The organism is Brachybacterium sp. ACRRE, from assembly GCF_022346485.1.
Taxonomy (GTDB): domain Bacteria; phylum Actinomycetota; class Actinomycetes; order Actinomycetales; family Dermabacteraceae; genus Brachybacterium; species Brachybacterium halotolerans.
Map to the genome: position 1 here is coordinate 11,314 of NZ_JAKRMO010000018.1, position 18,399 is coordinate 29,712.

Here is an 18,399-nt window from a genome sequence, read left to right on the forward strand (position 1 = left end):
GGGCCGTGCGCGCATCGCCGAGGCGCGTCGGGGCCCGCGGAGGTGACGCGTCACGTCGGCCGGGGAGGGGCCGATGTCCTCGGGAGCGGCCCCGCTGGCGCAGCGCCTCAGGCGTCGACGAGCGACCGGATCTCCGCGGCGAGCGCGGAGTCGACCCGCGCGTGCAGGCGCGTGCCCTCGGGCAGGTGCTCCTCGCCGAGGATCTCGCCGGTCGAGTGGGCGCGCGAGACGAGGTCGCCGCGCGTGTACGGCACGACCGTGTCGATCTCGACGGCCGGCCGCGGGAGGCGCTCGGCGATGAGGTCGCGCAGTTCGTCGACCCCCTCGCCCGTGCGCGCGGAGACCACGGCGGACTCCCCCGCCAGGCTGCGCAGGCGCGCGATCGTCTCGGGCGACGCGATGTCGGCCTTGTTCAGCACGATGATCTCGGGGACGTCGAAGCCGTCGATGTCGGCGAGCACACCGCGCACCGCCCGGATCTGGCCCTCGGGATCGGGATGCGAGGCATCCACCACGTGGAGCAGCAGGTCGGCGTCGCCGACCTCCTCGAGGGTCGAGCGGAACGCCTCGACGAGCTCCGTGGGCAGGTGTCGCACGAAGCCCACGGTGTCGGCGTAGGTGAACTCGCGGCCGTCGGGCGTCTGGGCCCGTCGGACCGTCGGGTCCAGGGTCGCGAACAGGGCGTTCTCCACGAGGACGCCGGCGCTCGTGAGCCGGTTCAGCAGCGAGGACTTCCCGGCGTTCGTGTAGCCGGCGATCGCGACGGCGGGTACCTCGCGGCGGTGGCGGTCGGCGCGCTTGGCCTCGCGGCTCGGGGCCATGTCCCTGATCTCGCGGCGCAGCTTGGACATCCGCGTGCGGATGCGACGGCGGTCCAGCTCGATCTTCGTCTCGCCGGGTCCGCGCGAGCCCATGCCGGCGCCGCCCGCGGCGACGCGCCCGCCGGCCTGACGGGACATGGACTCGCCCCAGCCGCGCAGGCGCGGCAGCAGGTACTCGAGCTGCGCGAGCTCGACCTGCGCCTTGCCCTCGCGGGACTTGGCGTGCTGGGCGAAGATGTCCAGGATCAGCGCGGTGCGGTCGACGACCTTGACCTTGACGATGTCCTCGAGGGCGCGGCGCTGGCTGGGCGCGAGCTCGCCGTCGGCCACGACGGTGTCCGCACCGGTCTCGGCGACGATCTCGGCGAGCTCCGCGGCCTTGCCCTTGCCCAGGAAGGTCGCGGGGTCGGGGTGCTGGCGGCGCTGCATGACGCCGTCGAGCACCTCGGAGCCGGCGGTCTCGGCGAGCGCGGCGAGCTCCCGCAGGCTGTTCTCGGCGTCATCGGAGTTGCCGGAGGTGTAGATGCCGGCGAGGACCACGCGCTCGAGGCGCAGCTGGCGGTACTCGACCTCGGTGACGTCCTCGATGTCCGTGCGGATGCCCGCGACGCGGCGCAGGGCGCGGCGGTCGGCGAGGTCGAGCTGCTCGCCGTCGGTGTCCGAGGCGTAGGTGACGGCGGAGACGGAGGCGTCGCCGCGCGCGAGGATCCGACGGGTCAGGGGGTCGCTGCTCGTGCGCTCGTCCGCTCCGGCGGCCTCCTCGCCGCCGTGCTCCTGCGCGGGGGCGTTCTCGGAGTCCGGGTGAAAAGCGATCGGCACGGTTGCGGCCTTCTTCCTGTGGGGTGCGTCGGGCGGGTGCTGCGGGGATCCGCCGCGGGCGGATCGTGAGCATCAAGAATCCCACGGTCCGGCGCGCGGGGCGAGAGATTTATGCCCAGGGCGCATCGGCCGACGGGGTCCCGGCGCGCCGGATGCGTACGCTGTGTCCGTGTCCGAGCACTACTTCTCCCCCACCAGCGCGACCGACGCCTCCCGCCTGCCGCTGACTGCGCGGCTCGCGGGCGCCGAGAGGGACCTCGTCACCTCCCGCGCGGTGTTCTCCTCACGCGGGCTGGACAAGGCGACCGCGGTGCTCCTGGACCGTCTGGACACGCTCGCCCCGGTGCCGTCCGGGGCGCGGATGCTGGATCTGGGCTGCGGGTGGGGACCGATCGCGCTCAGCGCCGCGCTGCTCCATCCGGACGCGGAGGTCTGGGCTGTCGACGTCTCCGAGCGCGCCCGCGAGATCACCGCGGAGAACGCCGAGCGGCTGGGCCTGCGGGTGCACGTCGCCGCACCCGACGACGTCCCCTCCGACCTGCTGTTCGACACCATCTGGTCGAACCCGCCCATCCGGATCGGCAAGCAGGAGCTGCACGATCTCCTGCTGCGCTGGTGCGGACGCCTCTCCGCGCAGGGCACCGCCGGCCTCGTGGTCGGCAAGAACCTCGGCGCGGATCCCCTGGCCGCATGGCTGGACGACCGGCTGCCGGGGCGCACGGTGCAGAAGGTCGCGAGCGCGAAGGGCTTCCGGATCCTCGAGGTCGGACCTCTCGCGGAATCCTGAGCGCGCCCCTCCCGGGGCAGGCGAGCACGGCGCGCGATCCGACGTGATCCGATCTGCGGAGCGTGAGCCGCGCGGCATCCGATCGAGCGATCGGGGGCCGGCCGGACGATCGGCGGCCGATCGTCCCCTCCGGACCGGTCAGGCGTGCGGGAGCGCGGTCTCCCCGTCGGCCACGAGCTGCGCGGGGCCGGCGAGGGTGACCTGGCCGTCCTCGGCGCGGGCGACCTCGAGGGTCCCGCCGGGCACGTCGACCCGCCAGGGTCCGCTGCCGCCGTCCCCGGCCCAGAGGGCGGAGACCACGCCGACGGCCGCCGCGCCCGTCCCGCAGGACTGGGTCTCGCCGACGCCCCGCTCGAAGACGCGCATCGCCACGTGCGCGGGACCGCGGCGGACGACGAACTCGATGTTCGCCCCGTGCTCGGGCTCGGGGTCGAGGCCCGGGCGGACGGTCAGATCGAGATCCTCGAGGACCAGGTCCTCGGGCAGCTCGACGACCGCATGGGGATTGCCCATGTCCGCGTCCCACGCGGGCAGCTCTCGCCCGGCGATGCGCACCGTGCGGGCGGGCCCGTCGGACACGTCGGCGGGGCCCATGCCCACGCGCACCTGCCAGGGGTCGCCCGGGGCCGGCGGATCCGCGAGGACCTCGAGGCGGCGCACGCCGGAGCGGGTCCAGATGTCCAGGGGCGCCTCGCCCCCCGGCAGTCGCCCGGCGCGCGAGAGGAAGGCGGCGAACACGCGCACGCCGTTCCCGCACATCTCGGCGATCGAGCCGTCGGCGTTCCGGTAGTCCATGAACCATTCGGGGGCGTCGGCGGGGGCGTCGATGCCGGCGGCGCGGGTGCGCACCACGCGGATCACGCCGTCGCCGCCGATGCCGCCGCGGCGGTCCGCGAGCGCCGCGACCACGGAGGCGTCGAGCGCGAGAGCGCCGTCCGGGTCGTCGAGGACCACGAAGTCGTTGCGGGTGCCGTGCCCCTTGGTGAAGCGCAGCGCAAGGGGCGCGGAGGCGGTGGCCGCGGAGGACTCGTCACGGTGTGTCGGCATGCCCGGAAGCCTACGCGCGCACCTCCGCGCGATGCGCGGCGACGAGGTCCAGCGCACGTGCGAGGAGATCGTCGGAGGACGCCGGCAACCAGGCCACGCGCTCGTCGCGCCGGAACCAGGTGTCCTGCTTGCGCACCAGGCGCCGGGTACCGGCGACCGTCGCGTCGATCGCCTCGCGGCAGGTCATGGCGTCGTCGAGGACGGCGAGCGCCTGCTCGTACCCGATCGCGCGGCGCGCGGTCGCGCCCTCGTCGAGCCCCTGCGCGCGCAGGGCGCGGACCTCGTCGAGCAGCCCCTGCTCGACCATCCGATCCACGCGCACCGCGACCCGTGCACGCAGGTCCTCGCGTTCGCGGTGCAGTCCGATCTGCAGCGTCGCGGGGTCCAGGTGCTCGCGCTGCGGGAGGAAGGCGCGGAAGGATCCTCCGGTGATCTCGCCGACCTCGAGGGCGCGCACGATGCGCCGCGCGTCCTGCGCTCCGATCGCCGCGGCGGCCCCGGGATCGGTGCGCTCGAGCTCGGCCCGCAGGGAGGCGACGCCCTCGCTCTCGGCGCGCCGCTCCAGTCGCGCACGGACCTCGGGATCCGTGGGCGGGAAGCGGATGTCGTCGAGGAGGGCGCGCACGTACAGACCGGATCCGCCGACGACGACGGGAACGTGCCCGCGGGCGCGGATCTCCGTGATCGCCGCACGGGCCTCGCGCTGGTAGGCGGAGACGCTGGCCTCCTGCGTCACCTCGAGCACGTCCAGCAGATGGTGTGGGACGCGCTCGCGCTCGGCGGCGCCGACCTTCGCCGTGCCGATGTCCATGCCGCGGTAGAGCTGCAGGGCGTCCGCGTTGACGATCTCGCCGTCCAGGCTCTCGGCGAGGTCGAGGGCCAGGTCGGACTTGCCCGTGGCGGTCGCGCCGACGATCGCGAGGATCGGCAGGTGCGGGGCGGGCGCGGGCATGCTGCGCACTGTACCCGGAGTGCCGTGGACAACCCCCGCGGTGCCCTCGCGCGCGCAAGGGGCTAGTGTGGGGCCCGTCCCGATCGCCCCTACGTCCACGAGGTTCCAGGTGACACAGCAGCAGGCCTCCTCCGCCACCGCGTCGATGGAGGGTCTGGACCCGATCAGCACCGACCGCGTCGAGGCGGCGCTGTCCGGCCACGGCTACGCCTTCGTGGAGGACACCGATCATCCCGAGGTGCTGCGCGCGCGGTTCGACGACTACCGCTTCCAGTTCATGCTCACCGGCGAGGCCGGCAGCGTGCTGCAGATCCGCGGCCGCTGGAACCGCTCCGTCTCGCGCGCCCACAAGCCCGAGATGCTCAAGCTCTGCAACGAGTGGAACATGAGCCGCGTCTGGCCCAAGGTGTACGTGCGACGCGAGTCCGAGGGCCTGCTGGGGCTGTACGGCGAGGTCACCTCCGACTTCAGCTCGGGCGCCTCCGATCAGCAGATCGACCGCGCGATCGAGTGCGGGCTGCGCACCGTCATCGCGTTCTTCCACGAGCTCGAGGAGCGCCTGGGCGCGGAGGTCGACGAGCTCGACGACTGAGCCCGCCCGCTCGGGGGATCCCCCGGGAGCCGGGGCCCGACCGCGCTGGCGTCCGTGCCGCAGCACCGCGTACGTGCCGATCGCCGAGGCCGTCCAGAAGATCCTCGACGAGAACCATGACGACCCGCAGGAGGTGATCGGCTGATGCAGCCGAAGATCGTAGGACACCGCGGTGCCGCGAGGCTCGCTCCCGAGAACACGCTGCGCGCCTTCCGCGCGGGCGTCGACGCGGGCGCGGACCTTCTCGAGTGCGACGTGCACCTGAGCGCCGACGGGCAGCTCGTGATCATGCACGACACCACGATCGACCGCACCGCCGCCGAGGACTCCCCGCTGCGCAGCGGGTCCCTCGCGGAGCTCACCCGTGCCGAGCTCGACACCGTGCTGCTGCCGGACGGCGAGCGCATCCCCTCCCTCGAAGCGGTCCTCGATATCGCCCAGGGCGCGGGCGTCCCGATCTTCGTCGAGGTCAAGGCGGTGGCGGCCGCCGAGCAGACGGCGCAGCTGCTCGTCGACCGGGACCTCGACCAGAGCAGAGACGGGGTGGCCCCCGCCTGGATCATCTCCTTCAAGCCCGAGGCGCTGCGCGCCGCCCGGGCGGTGGCTCCGCAGATCCCGCTCTCGGCGATCACGCACGTCGCCGACGAGGACTTCTGGGCGCTCGCCGAGGAGCTCCGGACCGAGGCCGTGAGCCTGCAGATGTCGAAGCTGCCGGACGCCGACGTCGCCCGCGCCCGCGAGGCCGGGCATCTCGTGAACGCCTGGACCATCAACGACGAGGAGCCGCTGCACCGCGCCGTCGCCCTCGGCGTCGACACGGTCACGAGCGACGACCCGGCGTGGGCCCGCCGCGTCCTCGCGGGTCGCGGGGGCGCCGGCGCGCACTGACCCGCGTCAGCGCGGGCGGAGGATCACCGGCACGGCCGCGGACCGGGCGTCGTCAGCGGGCGCGCAGGGTCGGCATGCCGAGGCCGACGGGCCCCTGCGGGGCCGGCGCCCCGGTCCCGCACGCATCGCCGTCGCCGAGGCCGCTCTCGCGCGCCTCCCAGGCGTCGCCCGAGCGGGTGCGGCGGACGGCGAACGGACTGTCGGCGATGAGGTAGTGCCCGGCCGCGCGGGTGACCGTCGTGGTCACGAGGTCGCCGGGGCGCGGCCGCTCTCCGTCCGCCGTGTCCTCGGGCAGGGCCACGTGCACGAGTCGGTTGTCCGCCGCGCGGCCCGAGATGCGGTGGGTGTCCGCGTCGCGCGTGCCCTCGCCCTCGGCGATGAGCACCTCGACCTCGCGGCCCTCGAAGGCGCGGTTCTCCTCGAGGCCGATGCGCTCCTGGAGCGCGGTGAGCCGCTCGAAGCGCTCGCGGACGACCTCGGGCGGGACCTGGTCCTCCATGGTCGCGGCGGGCGTGCCCGGGCGCACCGAGTACTGGAAGGTGAAGGCGCTCGCGAAGCGGGAGGCCTCCACGACCTCGAGGGTGCGCGCGAAGTCGTCCTCGGTCTCGCCGGGGAAGCCGACGATGATGTCCGTCGTGATGGCCGCGTGCGGGATCCTCTCGCGCACGCGGTCGAGGATGCCGAGGAACTTCTTCGACCGGTAGGACCTGCGCATGCGCCGCAGCACGTCGTCGGAGCCGGACTGCAGCGGCATGTGCAGCTGGGGCATCACCGCGGGGGTCTCGGCCATCGCGTCGATGACGTCGTCCGTGAACATCGCCGGGTGCGGGGAGGTGAAGCGGACGCGCTCGAGGCCGTCGATCTCCCCGCAGGCGCGCAGCAGCTTCGCGAAGGCGCCCCGGTCCCCGAACTCCACGCCGTAGGAGTTCACGTTCTGCCCCAGCAGGGTCACCTCGATCGCGCCGCTCGCGACGAGGTCGCGGACCTCCGCCAGCACGTCCCCGGGTCGGCGGTCGCGCTCCGTGCCGCGCAGGGAGGGGACGATGCAGAAGGTGCACGTGTTGTTGCAGCCCACGCTGATCGACACCCAGCCCGCGTAGACGGATTCGCGGCGCGTGGGGAGCGTCGAGGGGAAGACCTCGAGGGACTCCAGGATCTCGACCTCGGCGCGGGCGTTGTGGCGGGAGCGCTCGAGCAGCACGGGCAGGGAGCCGATGTTGTGGGTGCCGAAGACGACGTCGACCCAGGGCGCGCGCTCGGTGATCGCGGAGCGGTCCTTCTGGGCGAGGCAGCCGCCCACGGCGATCTGCATGCCGGGGTTCGCGTCCTTGCCGGGGCGCAGGGCGCCGAGGGTGCCGTAGAGGCGGTTGTCGGCGTTCTCGCGCACGGCGCAGGTGTTGAAGACGACCACGTCGACCTCGCCGCGGCGGGGATCCGCTGCGGCGGGCGCGGCGACGTAGCCGGCCTCCTCGAGCAGGCCCGTGAGGCGCTCGGAGTCGTGGACGTTCATCTGGCAGCCGAAGGTGCGGACCTGGTAGGTGCCGCGAGCGGCGGAGGCGGCGTCGGCGTTCTGCGGGGCGAGCACGGAAGTCATGATGCGACCAGGGTACGACCCGTCCACGGGGGCGCCGCGAAGGCCACCATGGGGTAACGGACCGGGCCGAGCAGGGATGCGGGCGGCCGGGAGAGCGTACGGTCGCGCCATGACCCAGACCACATCTGCGTCCCGGAGTGAGTCCGGGACGGCCCCTCCCCTCGTGACGATGCGAGAGGTGCAGAAGCATTTCGGGGACCTCCACGTGCTCCGGGACATCGATCTCGAGGTCGATGCGGGCGAGGTGGTCGTGGTGCTGGGCCCCTCGGGTTCCGGGAAGTCGACGCTGTGCCGCACGATCAACCGCCTGGAGACCATCGACTCCGGCGACATCACGATCGACGGCAGTCCGCTGCCCTCCTCCGGCCCCGGGCTCGCGCGGCTGCGGGCGGAGGTGGGCATGGTCTTCCAGTCCTTCAACCTCTTCGCCCACAAGAGCGTGCTGGACAACGTGACCGTCGCCCCCATCAAGGTCAAGAGGATGCCGCGCCGGGAGGCCGAGGAGCTCGGCATGAGGTTGCTCGAGAGGGTGGGCGTGGCCGACCAGGCGCAGAAGCTGCCCGCGCAGCTCTCGGGCGGGCAGCAGCAGCGGGTCGCGATCGCACGCTCCCTGGCGATGCAGCCCAAGCTCATGCTGTTCGACGAGCCCACGTCGGCCCTCGACCCCGAGATGATCAACGAGGTCATCGAGGTGATGACCGACCTCGCCCGCGAGGGGATGACGATGATCGTTGTCACCCACGAGATGGGCTTCGCGCGCCGCACGGCCGACAGGGTCGTGTTCATGGACGCGGGACGGATCCTCGAGGTCGCCCCGCCCGACCGGTTCTTCACCGCGCCCGAGTCCGAGCGCGCGAAGGATTTCCTGTCCAAGATCCTCCACCACTGACCGCACTTACCGCCGCGCGAAGCCGCTCGGCACCCGAGGCACCGAAGGAGCCCGTCATGTCACGCCAGCGTCCCGATCACGTCCCCACCGAGCACCAGCCCTCCCCCGCCGGTCCCGCAGTCCGCACGGGCCTCTCCCTGCGCCCGGGCGCCCCCAGCCGTCGCGTCTTCCTCACCGGGACGGTCGGCGCCGCCGCGGCGCTCACCCTCGCCGCGTGCGGAGGAGGCGACGACGCCTCCGACGACGTCGCCGATGTCGACTCCTCGAGCTTCGAGGAGGGCTCGACGATGGCGAAGCTCGCCGACGCCGGGAAGATCACCGTCGGCACCAAGTTCGACCAGCCGCTGTTCGGCCAGGCGGGCCCCGACGGCAAGCCCACCGGTTTCGACGTCGAGATCGCGAAGATGATCGCCGCGGCCCTCGGCATCAAGGCCGACAAGATCGAGTGGACCGAGACCGTCTCGGCGAACCGCGAGCCGTTCATCCAGAACGGTCAGGTCGACATCGTGGTCGCGACCTACACGATCAACGACGAGCGCAAGAAGGTCGTCGACTTCGCGGGCCCGTACTACACCGCCGGCCAGGCGCTCATGGTGAAGAAGGGCGACGACGCGATCACGGGACCGGACGATCTCAAGGACAAGAACGTCTGCTCGGTCGAGGGCTCGACCCCCGCGCAGAACATCGAGGACAACTACCCCGACGCGAAGCTCGTCACCTTCGACACCTACTCCAAGTGCGTCACCGCCCTGGACAACGGCCAGGCCGACACCGTCACCACCGACAACGTGATCCTGGCCGGCTTCGTCGCGGCCGACAAGGACAAGCTGCAGATGGTCGACGACGGAAAGACCTTTACGAAGGAGCCCTACGGGATCGGTCTGAAGAAGGGCGACGACGACTTCCGCGAGTTCATCAACGACACCCTCCAGAAGGCCTACGACGACGGCAGCTGGGCCGAGGCCTGGAAGTCGACGGCCGGGCAGGTCCTGCCCACCCCGGACCCGCCGAAGATCGACCGCTACTGAGCGCCCGCAGCCGAGCCGCCGCCCATGGGAAGCCTCCTCGCCTCGCGCGCCGCCGTCTGGGACGCGTTCACCACCACCCTCTTCCTCGCCGTCACCGCCGGAGTGCTCGCGCTGCTGGTGGGGACGCTGCTCGCCGCCATGCGGGTCTCCCCCTACGCGCCGCTGCGCACCGTGGCGACCGTGTACACCGAGTTCCTGCGCAACACCCCGCTCACGATCGTGTTCTTCTTCTTCGTGTTCGTGACCCCCTCGATGGGGTTCACCTTCGCCTACAAGGTGGCGGCGGTGATCGCGCTGACCTGCTACACCTCGGCGTTCGTCGCGGAGGCCGTGCGCTCGGGCATCAACTCGGTGGCGGTGGGGCAGGCGGAGGCGGCGCGCTCGCTGGGCATGTCGTTCGGCCAGAACCTCGCGATCGTGGTGCTCCCGCAGGCCTTCCGCACGGCGATCCCTCCGCTGATCAGCGTGCTCATCGCTCTCGTGAAGAACACCTCGGTCGCCGGCGCCTTCAGCGTGCTCGAGCTGTTCGCGCTCTCGAAGCGGCTGACGAACGCGCACTCCTCGGACGTCATCGCGATCCTCGTGGGCATCGCGCTGTGCTATCTGGTCATCTGCATCCCGCTGGGGCGTCTCGCAGCGGCCCTCGAACGGAAGGCGGCGTTCGCACGATGAGCAGCGGTCCTATCCTGTACGACGTCCCCGGGCCCGACGAGAAGCGGCGCGAACGCCGCGTGAGCTGGGTGGTCGGCGCCCTCCTGGTCATCGTCCTGGTGGTGCTGGGGTGGCGTCTCGCCTCCAACGGCGTGTTCGACGACCGCTGGCGGATCCTCGTCGAGGCGCCCCCGAACTTCGCCGGCTACCAGGTGCAGGACATCTGGTCGGCCGTCTTCCGGGGACTGCTCAACACGCTGCTGGCCGCGGTGATCTCCCTGCCGCTCGCGATGATCCTGGCGATCCTCCTGGTCTCGCTCCGCTCGGCGCCGTGGCGCGGTCTGCGGTGGCTCGCCTCGGCGGTGATCGAGATCTTCCGTGCGCTGCCCGTCGTGCTCGTCATGCTGTTCGGGATCCTCGTGCTCCCCGGCGCCTCGCCCCTGGTCGCTGTGGTCTTCGGCCTCGTCGTCTACAACGCGGCGGTCTTCGCGGAGATCCTGCGCGCGGGCATCAGCGCGCTGCCCGCCGGCCAGACCGAGGCCGCGTACTCGCTGGGGATGCGCAGCGGTCTGATCTACCGCACGATCCAGCTGCCGCAGTCGGTGCGCATGATGCTCCCCTCGCTCATCGCCCAGGGCGTCGTCCTCATCAAGGACTCCTCGCTCGGGTACATCGTGGGCTATGCGGAGCTGCTGCGCCAGATCAGCCGGGTCGCCGACGCGCTCACCAACGCCGACTACCTGCTCCCCCTGCTGGCCGTGGGTGCCGCCGTGTTCGTGACCCTCAACGTGCTGCTCTCACGCCTGGCGGTGTGGGTCCAGCGCCATGGGCGTCTGCAGCGCCGGGGTGCCCGCGTGGCGCGCACCGCAACTCTCGTGGAGGAGTGACCCGCCCGCCGCAGCGCCCTCAGCGTCGTCAGCGGCCGGTGGCGGCGAGGAGCTCGCTCGAGACCACGCGCCGGATGAGCGCGCCGTCGTAGCCGCGACGGCGCAGGTACCCCTCGAGGCGGCGGGCCATGCGGGCGCGCTCTGAGCGGTCCTCCATGTCGGTGCGGCGGCTCTCGGGTGCGATGCGGCCGCGCACGAGCTCGCGGCAGCGCTCCTCCTCCTCGAGCTCCGCGTGCTGCGGCGTGCCCGCCTGCGCCACCAGCGCCGCGTCGATATCGGAGGCCGCGACGCCCTTCGCCTCGAGCTCGCGACGCAGCGCCTCGTCCGCCAGACCGCGGAACTCCCGGCGCTGCGTCACCCAGTCGCGGGCGAAGGCCGCGTCGTCGATGAGGTCCGCGTGGGCGATCCGCTGCATGACCTCGTGGGCCACATCGGCCGGGACCTCGCGCTCGCGCAGGCGCGCGGACATCTCCCCGGCGCTGCGTCGCCTGGTGGAGAGCAGGCGCATGAGATACCGGCACTGGGAGACGACCTGCTTCTCGCGCTCGCACTCGGCCTCGGTGGGCTCGGCGGGAGCGCGGGCGAGGATCTCGTCGGTGCGCGCGGCGAGGTCGCGCTGCACGGGGGCGCGGTGCGCGGGCGTGGGGTGGGTCGGTGTCATGGCTCAGGGGTCCTGGGGACGAGAGCGCGCGACGGCATGGGATGCATGCCGCCGCGCGCTGGGTCGGATTCCGTCCCGGTCATGGGTGACCGATCGGGGTGGCCGGATCAGATCGTCGCCGGGACGTCCTCGTCGAGGAACTCGCCGGCGTCGAAGGACTCGCCCTCGGCCTCGGCCGGAGCCTCCTCCTTGACGGCGTACTCACCCACACCGAGGGTCTGCAGGATCTTCTGCTCGATCTCGGCGGCGAGGTCCGGGTTGTCCTTGAGGAACTGGCGGGCGTTCTCCTTGCCCTGGCCCAGCTGGTCGCCCTCGTAGGTGAACCAGGCGCCGGACTTGCGCACGATGCCGTTCTCCACGCCCATGTCGATGAGGCCGCCCTCGCGGGAGATGCCCTCGCCGTAGAGGATGTCGAACTCGGCCTGCTTGAATGGCGGGGCCATCTTGTTCTTCACGACCTTGACGCGGGTGCGGTTGCCCACGGAGTCCTGACCGGTCTTCAGGGTCTCGATGCGGCGGATGTCCATGCGCACGGAGGCGTAGAACTTCAGGGCCTTGCCGCCCGTGGTGGTCTCCGGGCTGCCGAAGAACACACCGATCTTCTCGCGCAGCTGGTTGATGAAGATCGCGGTGGTGCCCGAGGAGGACAGCGCACCGGTGAGCTTGCGCAGCGCCTGGGACATGAGGCGCGCCTGCAGGCCGACGTGGGAGTCGCCCATCTCGCCCTCGATCTCCGCCTTGGGCACGAGCGCGGCGACGGAGTCGACGACCACCACGTCCAGGGCGCCGGAGCGGATCAGCATGTCGGCGATCTCGAGGGCCTGCTCGCCGGTGTCCGGCTGGGAGACCAGCAGGGCGTCGGTGTCCACGCCGAGCTTCTTCGCGTACTCGGGGTCCAGGGCGTGCTCGGCGTCGATGAACGCGGCGATGCCGCCGTTGCGCTGGGCGTTGGCGACCGCGTGCAGGGCCACCGTGGTCTTGCCCGAGGACTCCGGGCCGTAGATCTCCACGATGCGGCCGCGGGGCAGGCCGCCGATGCCGAGGGCGGCGTCGAGGGCGACCGAGCCGGTGGGGATGACCTCGACCGGAGGGCGGGTGTCATCGCCCAGGCGCATGATCGAGCCCTTGCCGAACTGGCGGTCGATCTGGGCGAGGGCGTTGTCGAGGGAGGACGCTCGGTCCTTGGACGCGCGGTCCTTGGGTGCGGAGCTGGACTTCGCTGCGGGCATGTTCTGTTCCTTCCGGGGAGCCGGTGCGACCGGCGGATGCGTGCCGTGCGGCCACACTAGGTCGACGGTCGGACATCCGGGAGGATCCCGCCCCGCCTGTGGATGGAGGGCCCCTGTGGAGGACCCGTGGGCGAGGGCGGATCGGTCCTGTGCGGAACCGGTCGTCGGGCGCCACGATACCCGAACAGATGTTCGAACGCACGTATGCGACACGCGGCGCGCCGGTCGTCCGGCGCGCCGCGTGGAAGAAGGGCCCGCGTGCTGGTGAGGCGGCCTGCGGCCCCTCAGCGATGCCGCAGCTCGGGAGGGATCTCCCAGCGCCGCGACTCCGGGACGTCCATCTCGTCGCACAGGGCGGTCCAGACCGCCCGCACGTCCTCGCCCTGGGCGATCGCCTGGGCGGGGGTGCGGTGGCCGAGCCGCGCGAGGGCGAGCTCCTGCGTGTACGTCGTCGCGAGGGTGCGCCCGAAGACGTGGTCCGCGAGCTGCGTGTACTCGCTGCGGCGCACGTCAGGCGGCGCCGACGAGGCTCTCGGTGCCGTCGGCCAGACCCTCGGGGATGGTGTCGGGGATGCTCATGCCCTCGGCCACGGCGATGCGGTCGGAGACCTCGCGCAGCACGAAGGACAGGGGCATGCCGAGCGCCTCGGTGACCGAGGAGAGCAGCTCGCTCGAGGCCTCCTTCTGGCCGCGCTCGATCTCGCTGAGGTAGCCCAGCGAGACGCGGGCGTCCGAGGAGACCTGTCGGAGGGTGCGACCCTGGGAGCGCCGGGTCTCGCGCAGGACGTCGCCGAGCTCCTGGCGGAAGAGGATCATGGGTCGGACTCCCTTCGTGTGCGCGGGGGCGGCCGTGGCCGCATCCGCGAGTGCGTGCGTGTCCCTGCGGGGGGTGCGGAGCGCCCCGGCGGGGAGCTGCGCTCCCGCGCGCAGGGTCCCGGGACGGGTGGTCGCGCGGGCGGGCGCCGGGTGTCCGGGGCGCCGTGCGCGGGTGGGATTCATCGTGCTCATCACGGTGAGTGCAACGTCCCGACCGCTCCGGGTGTTCCCGATCCTACGGTCGGCTCCCTCGGAGAACCCAGTGCATTGCCCCTCATGACGCTGTGCGGACGGGCCGTCGAACCCCGGCCGAGGGTCCCCTCGGCGCATCGCGCGAGGTCAGAAGGGGGCCTGCGCCATCCGTTCGAGCTCGGTGCGCAGCAGGTCGAGCGCGACGCCGACGCTCTCCTCACGGATCTCGGCGCGAGAACCGGCGAGATGCAGCTCACGCTCGAGGGCGATCCGGGGCTCCTGCGCGGACCGGTCCCCGCCCCCGCGCACCGCGACGGCGAGGTGGACGGTCCCCTCGGGGACGCCGCGATCGTCGGCCCCCGGACCGGCGACCCCGGTGGTCGACACGGCGAGATCGGCGTCGTAGAGAGAGAGCGCACCGCGGGCCATGGCCCGGGCGACCTCCGCCGTGACGGCGCCGGTGCGCTCGAGCTCGGCGGCGTCGACCCCGAGCACGCGGTGCTTGGCCCCGTAGCTGTAGCAGGCCGCTCCCCCGGCGACGCATGCGCTCGCGCCGGGAACGTCCACGAGCCGCGCGACGACGGCTCCGGCGGTGAGCGACTCCGCGGTCGCGAGCTGCAGCCCGGCCTCGGTCGCGAGAGCGATCACCGCCCGTGCGGTGTCCGGGGTCCCGCTCATCGGCGGGATGTCGAGGAGAGGGCCTCGCGACGCAGCCGCAGGCCGTCCTTGAGGTTCACCAGGCCCGAGTAGACGGTGAGGACCAGGGCGATCACCACGAGGGCGAGGCCGATCCAGCGCGCCGGGCCCCACCACAGCTCGAAGGGCAGCAGGCAGAAGGTGATCGCGATCGTCTGCATCATCGTCTTGGTCTTGCCCGCGAGGTTCGCCGGCAGCGCGCCGTACTTGAGGATCGTGAAGCGCATGATGGTGATGCCGAACTCGCGCAGCAGGATCAGGATCGTCATCCACCAGGGGATGTACTCCCAGACCGAGAGCATGACGAAGGCGGCGCCGGTCATGGCCTTGTCCGCGATCGGGTCGACGATCTTCCCGAAGTCGGTGATGAGGTTCCGGCTGCGGGCGAGGTGCCCGTCGAGGAAGTCCGTGATCATCGCGAGCACGAAGATCGCCGTGATCACGAGCCGCCCGGAGATGACGTCCGGGTAGAAGGCGGCGACGACGACGAACACCGGCACCATCACGCAGCGGATCATCGTGAGGATGTTCGCGATGTTCCACAGCGGGACGGGCGGGGCGTCCGGGTGGGTCTGCGGGGCGTTCATGCCTGCTCCTCGGTCGGCGTCGATGACGCCCGGTCGGGACTCGCGGTGTCGATCGCTCGGGCGCCGGCGGCTCACCTGCCGGTGAGCTGCCAGGCGTCCTCGCTCTCTCCCTCCGCGGAGTCGTAGTCGTCGTAGTAGTCGGTCGCGACGTCGCCCGCGTCGTGGGCGAGCGGGTCCTGGCGGTAGCGGTCGGGGGCGCCGCCCTGCGCCGAGGCGGTGGGGGCGGGTCCGACGGGCCCCGCGGGTGCGTCCCCGGAGCCGTCGTCGCCCTCGTCCGCCCCGCCGTAGCCGGCGTCGTCGTACGCGTCCTCGGAGTACCCGGCCCCGTCGCCCACGTCGGTGCCGGAGTCGAAGGGGGCGTCGGAGTCCGAGGGGGCGCGGCCCGCTGACCCGGGGTCGTCCTCGCCCTTGATGCGGGCGACGGCGCCGGCGAGGTCGTCGGGGCCGACGAGGACGTCGCGGGACTTCGAGCCGATCGACGGGCCGACGATCTCGCGGGACTCAAGCAGGTCCATCAGGCGGCCGGCCTTGGCGAAGCCGACGCGGAGCTTGCGCTGCAGCATGGAGGTCGAGCCGAACTGCGTGGTCACCACGAGCTCGGCCGCCTGCAGCAGCACCTCGAGATCGTCGCCGATGTCGTCGTCGATCTGCTTCTTGGCCGCGGCGACGGTGACGTCCTCGCGGTAGTGCGGCTTCATCTGCTTCTTGACATGGTCGACGACCTTGTGGATCTCCGACTCGTTGACCCAGGCGACCTGGGCGCGCATCGGCTTGGCCTTGCCCATCGGGTGGAACAGGGCGTCGCCCTGCCCGATGAGCTTCTCGGCCCCGGGGGAATCCAGGATCACGCGGGAGTCCTGGAGGGAGGAGGTCGAGAAGGCCAGGCGGCTGGGCACGTTCGCCTTGATGATGCCGGTGACCACGTCGACGCTCGGACGCTGGGTCGCGAGCACGAGGTGGATGCCGGCGGCGCGGGCCAGCTGCGTGATGCGCTGGATCGAGGCCTCGACGTCGCGCGGGGCGACCATCATCAGGTCCGCGAGCTCGTCGACGACGACCAGCAGGTACGGGTACGGGGCGAGGCGCCGCTCGCTGCCCGCGGGCACCTCGACCTCCCCGGCGCGCACGGCCTTGTTGAAGTCGTCGATGTGCTTGAAGCCGAAGGTCGCGAGGTCGTCGTAGCGGGCGTCCATCTCCTTGACGACCCACTCGAGGGCCTCGGCGGCCTTCTTCGGGTTGGTGATGATCGGCGTGATGAGGTGCGGGATGCCCTCGTAGATCGTGAGCTCCACGCGCTTGGGGTCCACGAGCACCATGCGCACCTCCTCCGGGGTGGCGCGCATGAGGATCGAGGTGATCATCGCGTTCACGAGGCTCGACTTGCCCGAGCCGGTGGCGCCCGCGACCAGCATGTGCGGCATCTTCGCGAGGTTCGCGACGACGTAGCCGCCCTCGACGTCCTTGCCCACGCCCATCACCATCGGGTGCTCGTTGCGGGTCGCGACGGGGCTGCGCAGCACGTCGCCGAGGGCGACGGTCTCGCGGTCGGTGTTCGGGATCTCGATGCCGATGGCCTTCTTGCCCGGGATCGGCGAGAGGATGCGCACGTCCGAGCTCGCGACCGCGTACGAGATGTTCTTGTCGAGCGCGGTGACCTTCTCGACCTTCGTGCCGGGCGCGAGCTCGACCTCGTAGCGGGTGACCGTCGGGCCGCGCGAGAAGCCGACGACCTCCGCGTTGACGTTGAACTGGGCGAAGACCTCGCCGAGGGCCTCGACCACGCGGTCGTTGGCCTCGGAGCGGGACTTCGCGGGCGGGCCCTCGAGGAGGAACGACGAGTCCGGGAGGGTGTAGACGACGTCGCCCGCGAGCTCGAGCTGCTCCCCCGCGCGCGGCAGGTCCCCGCTGGGCGGGAGGATGATCTCGGGCCGCTCCTCCTGCGCCGCCTTCGAGGCCGCGGCCGCCGACGGGGCCTGGCGGGTCTGCTGGCCGTCCTGCGCGCCCGCGGCGCTCTGACCGCGTGCGCCCTTCTGACCGCGCGCACCGGAGGCCGGCATCGGCGCGGTGCGCCCGTCGGCCCCGGCGCCGCCGGCCGGGAGGGCCGCGGTCTTCCCGGGGAACCCCTTGGCGCGGGCGTTCTCGTCGGCGACGACGTCGAACACCTCGGTGCTGTCGGTGCCCTCGGCGCCGTCCGCGGCGCGGGAGCCCTTGCGGGTGCGGGCACCGCGGGAGCGGCGGCCGCCGGCGGCGTCCTCGTCGTCCTGCACGGCGCCGGAGAAGGCCTCGTCGCCGGCGTAGCCGAACTCGTCGTGGTCGCGCGCGGCGTCCTCGGCGATCTCCTTCTTGGTGCGGCGGCGACGGGGCTTGGGCGCGGTCTCCGCCTGCTCCTCGGTCGCGGCGGGGGCGGCGGAGCGGCGCGGGCGCAGTCCGAAGCTCTCGCGCTCGGCGTCCTCCTCCTCGCTGTGGCCGACGAGGCTCGCGTACACCCCGCGGATCCGTGAGGGCAGCGCCTCGACGGGCGTGGCGGTGAGCACGAGCACCGCGAACAGGGCCACGAGGACGTAGACGGCGATCACCACGGGGGCCGGCACGAGGGCCTCGAGGGGCGCGGCGCCCAGGTAGCCGAGGACCCCGCCGCCGGAGGCGAGCGCGTCGATCCCGTCGGACGGGGCGGGCATGCGGGCGTGGATCGAGGCGATCGCGGAGAACGAGACCATGAGCAGGGCGACGCCCAGGGCGATGCGCGTGTTCGCGCGCACGAAGTCGGGGCGCCGGAACATGCGCAGCGCCCAGCCGATCGCGAGCAGGGGCACCGCGACGGAGGCGATGCCGAAGGTCCCGCCGACCACCGCGTGCACGCCGTCGAACAGCGCGCCGGGCGCGCGGAACCACTCGCGGGTCGCCACGAGGGCCGCGATCAGCAGCAGGAACAGGGCGTAGCCGTCACGGCGCTGGTCGAAGGGGACCTCCCAGCGGGCCACGCCGATCGCGCGGATGAATCCGCCGATCGCGCGGGCGATGCCGAGGTACCCGGCGCGGACTGCGCGCACCGGGAGCGGGAGCGTCGACGGATCGTGGGCGGCCGCGCCGGCTCCTTGCGAGGAGCGGGAGGACGAGGTCCGGGACGAGCCCTTCGACGCACGTGCGGGGGAAGACGTACGTGTCGCCATGGGGCCAATCTACCCTCTCGGGCCCGTCGGACCCGGGTGCGGCGACACGGAGACGTCCCGGATCCCGCTCGGGGCGAGCGGGATCCGGGACGT

The 18,399-nt window shown here is 72.4% G+C and carries 18 protein-coding genes; 7 read left to right on the forward strand and 11 right to left on the reverse strand.

Features of this window, described 5'->3' with window-relative positions:
• Positions 1–107: 107 nt before the first annotated feature.
• A complete protein-coding gene (gene hflX, locus MHY49_RS07335) occupies positions 108–1,640 on the reverse strand; it encodes a GTPase HflX (RefSeq protein WP_370646034.1) in 1,533 nt (510 codons plus the stop codon).
• A 169-nt stretch (positions 1,641–1,809) separates the two neighbouring features.
• On the opposite strand from hflX, the gene MHY49_RS07340 reads away from it, so the two are divergent.
• A complete protein-coding gene (locus MHY49_RS07340) occupies positions 1,810–2,427 on the forward strand; it encodes a methyltransferase (RefSeq protein WP_239203388.1) in 618 nt (205 codons plus the stop codon).
• Between the two features lie 138 nt (positions 2,428–2,565).
• Here MHY49_RS07340 and dapF read toward each other — a convergent pair whose 3' ends face one another.
• Positions 2,566–3,474: a diaminopimelate epimerase gene (gene dapF, locus MHY49_RS07345; RefSeq protein ID WP_239203389.1), complete on the reverse strand. Its 909-nt coding sequence runs from the start codon at positions 3,472–3,474 to the stop codon at positions 2,566–2,568.
• Positions 3,475–3,484: 10 nt separating this feature from the next.
• The gene (gene miaA, locus MHY49_RS07350) at positions 3,485–4,426 is read right to left on the reverse strand and encodes a tRNA (adenosine(37)-N6)-dimethylallyltransferase MiaA (RefSeq protein ID WP_239203390.1); all 942 of its coding nucleotides are present in this window, start codon (positions 4,424–4,426) and stop codon (positions 3,485–3,487) included.
• A gap of 109 nt (positions 4,427–4,535) precedes the next feature.
• Between miaA and MHY49_RS07355 the strand changes: the two genes are divergently transcribed.
• Positions 4,536–5,018 carry a YbjN domain-containing protein gene (locus MHY49_RS07355; protein WP_227488213.1) on the forward strand — a complete coding sequence of 161 codons (483 nt, stop codon included), beginning with the start codon at positions 4,536–4,538 and terminating at the stop codon, positions 5,016–5,018.
• A gap of 144 nt (positions 5,019–5,162) precedes the next feature.
• Positions 5,163–5,906 (forward strand): glycerophosphodiester phosphodiesterase family protein, encoded by a 744-nt coding sequence (locus MHY49_RS07360; protein ID WP_239203391.1) that lies wholly within the window; start codon positions 5,163–5,165, stop codon positions 5,904–5,906.
• Positions 5,907–5,958: 52 nt separating this feature from the next.
• On the opposite strand, the gene miaB is transcribed toward MHY49_RS07360, so the two are convergent.
• Complete coding sequence (miaB, locus tag MHY49_RS07365) at positions 5,959–7,500, reverse strand: tRNA (N6-isopentenyl adenosine(37)-C2)-methylthiotransferase MiaB (protein ID WP_239203392.1); 1,542 nt, start codon at positions 7,498–7,500, stop codon at positions 5,959–5,961.
• A 169-nt stretch (positions 7,501–7,669) separates the two neighbouring features.
• Here miaB and MHY49_RS07370 point away from each other — a divergent pair, with 169 nt between their 5' ends.
• The 4 genes from MHY49_RS07370 to MHY49_RS07385 are packed head-to-tail and all read left to right on the forward strand — an operon-like array spanning position 7,670 to position 10,955.
• Positions 7,670–8,389, forward strand: a complete 720-nt coding sequence (locus MHY49_RS07370) for an amino acid ABC transporter ATP-binding protein (protein ID WP_370646038.1) — start codon at positions 7,670–7,672, stop codon at positions 8,387–8,389.
• A 56-nt stretch (positions 8,390–8,445) separates the two neighbouring features.
• Positions 8,446–9,417: a glutamate ABC transporter substrate-binding protein gene (locus MHY49_RS07375; protein WP_239203393.1), complete on the forward strand. Its 972-nt coding sequence runs from the start codon at positions 8,446–8,448 to the stop codon at positions 9,415–9,417.
• A gap of 24 nt (positions 9,418–9,441) precedes the next feature.
• Positions 9,442–10,089 (forward strand): amino acid ABC transporter permease, encoded by a 648-nt coding sequence (locus tag MHY49_RS07380; protein ID WP_200501147.1) that lies wholly within the window; start codon positions 9,442–9,444, stop codon positions 10,087–10,089.
• Entirely contained in the window at positions 10,086–10,955 is an 870-nt protein-coding gene (locus tag MHY49_RS07385; protein ID WP_239203394.1) for an amino acid ABC transporter permease, read from the forward strand. The genes MHY49_RS07380 and MHY49_RS07385 overlap by 4 nt, the downstream gene beginning before the upstream one ends.
• A gap of 28 nt (positions 10,956–10,983) precedes the next feature.
• On the opposite strand, the gene MHY49_RS07390 is transcribed toward MHY49_RS07385, so the two are convergent.
• The 7 genes from MHY49_RS07390 to MHY49_RS07420 all read right to left on the reverse strand — a co-directional run bounded on the left by MHY49_RS07390 (position 10,984) and on the right by MHY49_RS07420 (position 18,306).
• Positions 10,984–11,616, reverse strand: coding sequence for a regulatory protein RecX (locus MHY49_RS07390; protein ID WP_239203395.1), 633 nt, complete (start codon positions 11,614–11,616; stop codon positions 10,984–10,986).
• A gap of 107 nt (positions 11,617–11,723) precedes the next feature.
• Complete coding sequence (gene recA / locus MHY49_RS07395; protein ID WP_152353560.1) at positions 11,724–12,845, reverse strand: recombinase RecA; 1,122 nt, start codon at positions 12,843–12,845, stop codon at positions 11,724–11,726.
• A 284-nt stretch (positions 12,846–13,129) separates the two neighbouring features.
• Positions 13,130–13,354 (reverse strand): DUF3046 domain-containing protein, encoded by a 225-nt coding sequence (locus tag MHY49_RS07400; RefSeq protein WP_152353561.1) that lies wholly within the window; start codon positions 13,352–13,354, stop codon positions 13,130–13,132.
• 1 nt (position 13,355) lies between these two features.
• Positions 13,356–13,661 carry a helix-turn-helix domain-containing protein gene (locus tag MHY49_RS07405; protein WP_152353562.1) on the reverse strand — a complete coding sequence of 102 codons (306 nt, stop codon included), beginning with the start codon at positions 13,659–13,661 and terminating at the stop codon, positions 13,356–13,358.
• 339 nt (positions 13,662–14,000) lie between these two features.
• Positions 14,001–14,531, reverse strand: a complete 531-nt coding sequence (locus MHY49_RS07410) for a CinA family protein (RefSeq protein WP_239203396.1) — start codon at positions 14,529–14,531, stop codon at positions 14,001–14,003.
• Positions 14,528–15,136 carry a CDP-diacylglycerol--glycerol-3-phosphate 3-phosphatidyltransferase gene (pgsA, locus tag MHY49_RS07415; RefSeq protein WP_152353564.1) on the reverse strand — a complete coding sequence of 203 codons (609 nt, stop codon included), beginning with the start codon at positions 15,134–15,136 and terminating at the stop codon, positions 14,528–14,530. The genes MHY49_RS07410 and pgsA overlap by 4 nt, the downstream gene beginning before the upstream one ends.
• A gap of 71 nt (positions 15,137–15,207) precedes the next feature.
• The gene (locus MHY49_RS07420) at positions 15,208–18,306 is read right to left on the reverse strand and encodes a DNA translocase FtsK (RefSeq protein ID WP_239203397.1); all 3,099 of its coding nucleotides are present in this window, start codon (positions 18,304–18,306) and stop codon (positions 15,208–15,210) included.
• Positions 18,307–18,399 lie beyond the last annotated feature (93 nt).

Coding starts and splice junctions, on each gene's coding strand:
- dapF (WP_239203389.1), bottom strand. CDS start 3,474: ATGCCGACACACCGTGACGAGTCCTCCGCGGCCACCGCCTCCGCGCCC.
- miaA (WP_239203390.1), bottom strand. CDS start 4,426: ATGCCCGCGCCCGCCCCGCACCTGCCGATCCTCGCGATCGTCGGCGCG.
- MHY49_RS07360 (WP_239203391.1), top strand. CDS start 5,163: ATGCAGCCGAAGATCGTAGGACACCGCGGTGCCGCGAGGCTCGCTCCC.
- miaB (WP_239203392.1), bottom strand. CDS start 7,500: ATGACTTCCGTGCTCGCCCCGCAGAACGCCGACGCCGCCTCCGCCGCT.
- MHY49_RS07370 (WP_370646038.1), top strand. CDS start 7,670: ATGCGAGAGGTGCAGAAGCATTTCGGGGACCTCCACGTGCTCCGGGAC.
- MHY49_RS07375 (WP_239203393.1), top strand. CDS start 8,446: ATGTCACGCCAGCGTCCCGATCACGTCCCCACCGAGCACCAGCCCTCC.
- MHY49_RS07380 (WP_200501147.1), top strand. CDS start 9,442: ATGGGAAGCCTCCTCGCCTCGCGCGCCGCCGTCTGGGACGCGTTCACC.
- MHY49_RS07385 (WP_239203394.1), top strand. CDS start 10,086: ATGAGCAGCGGTCCTATCCTGTACGACGTCCCCGGGCCCGACGAGAAG.
- MHY49_RS07390 (WP_239203395.1), bottom strand. CDS start 11,616: ATGACACCGACCCACCCCACGCCCGCGCACCGCGCCCCCGTGCAGCGC.
- recA (WP_152353560.1), bottom strand. CDS start 12,845: ATGCCCGCAGCGAAGTCCAGCTCCGCACCCAAGGACCGCGCGTCCAAG.
- MHY49_RS07405 (WP_152353562.1), bottom strand. CDS start 13,661: ATGATCCTCTTCCGCCAGGAGCTCGGCGACGTCCTGCGCGAGACCCGG.
- MHY49_RS07410 (WP_239203396.1), bottom strand. CDS start 14,531: ATGAGCGGGACCCCGGACACCGCACGGGCGGTGATCGCTCTCGCGACC.
- pgsA (WP_152353564.1), bottom strand. CDS start 15,136: ATGAACGCCCCGCAGACCCACCCGGACGCCCCGCCCGTCCCGCTGTGG.
- MHY49_RS07420 (WP_239203397.1), bottom strand. CDS start 18,306: ATGGCGACACGTACGTCTTCCCCCGCACGTGCGTCGAAGGGCTCGTCC.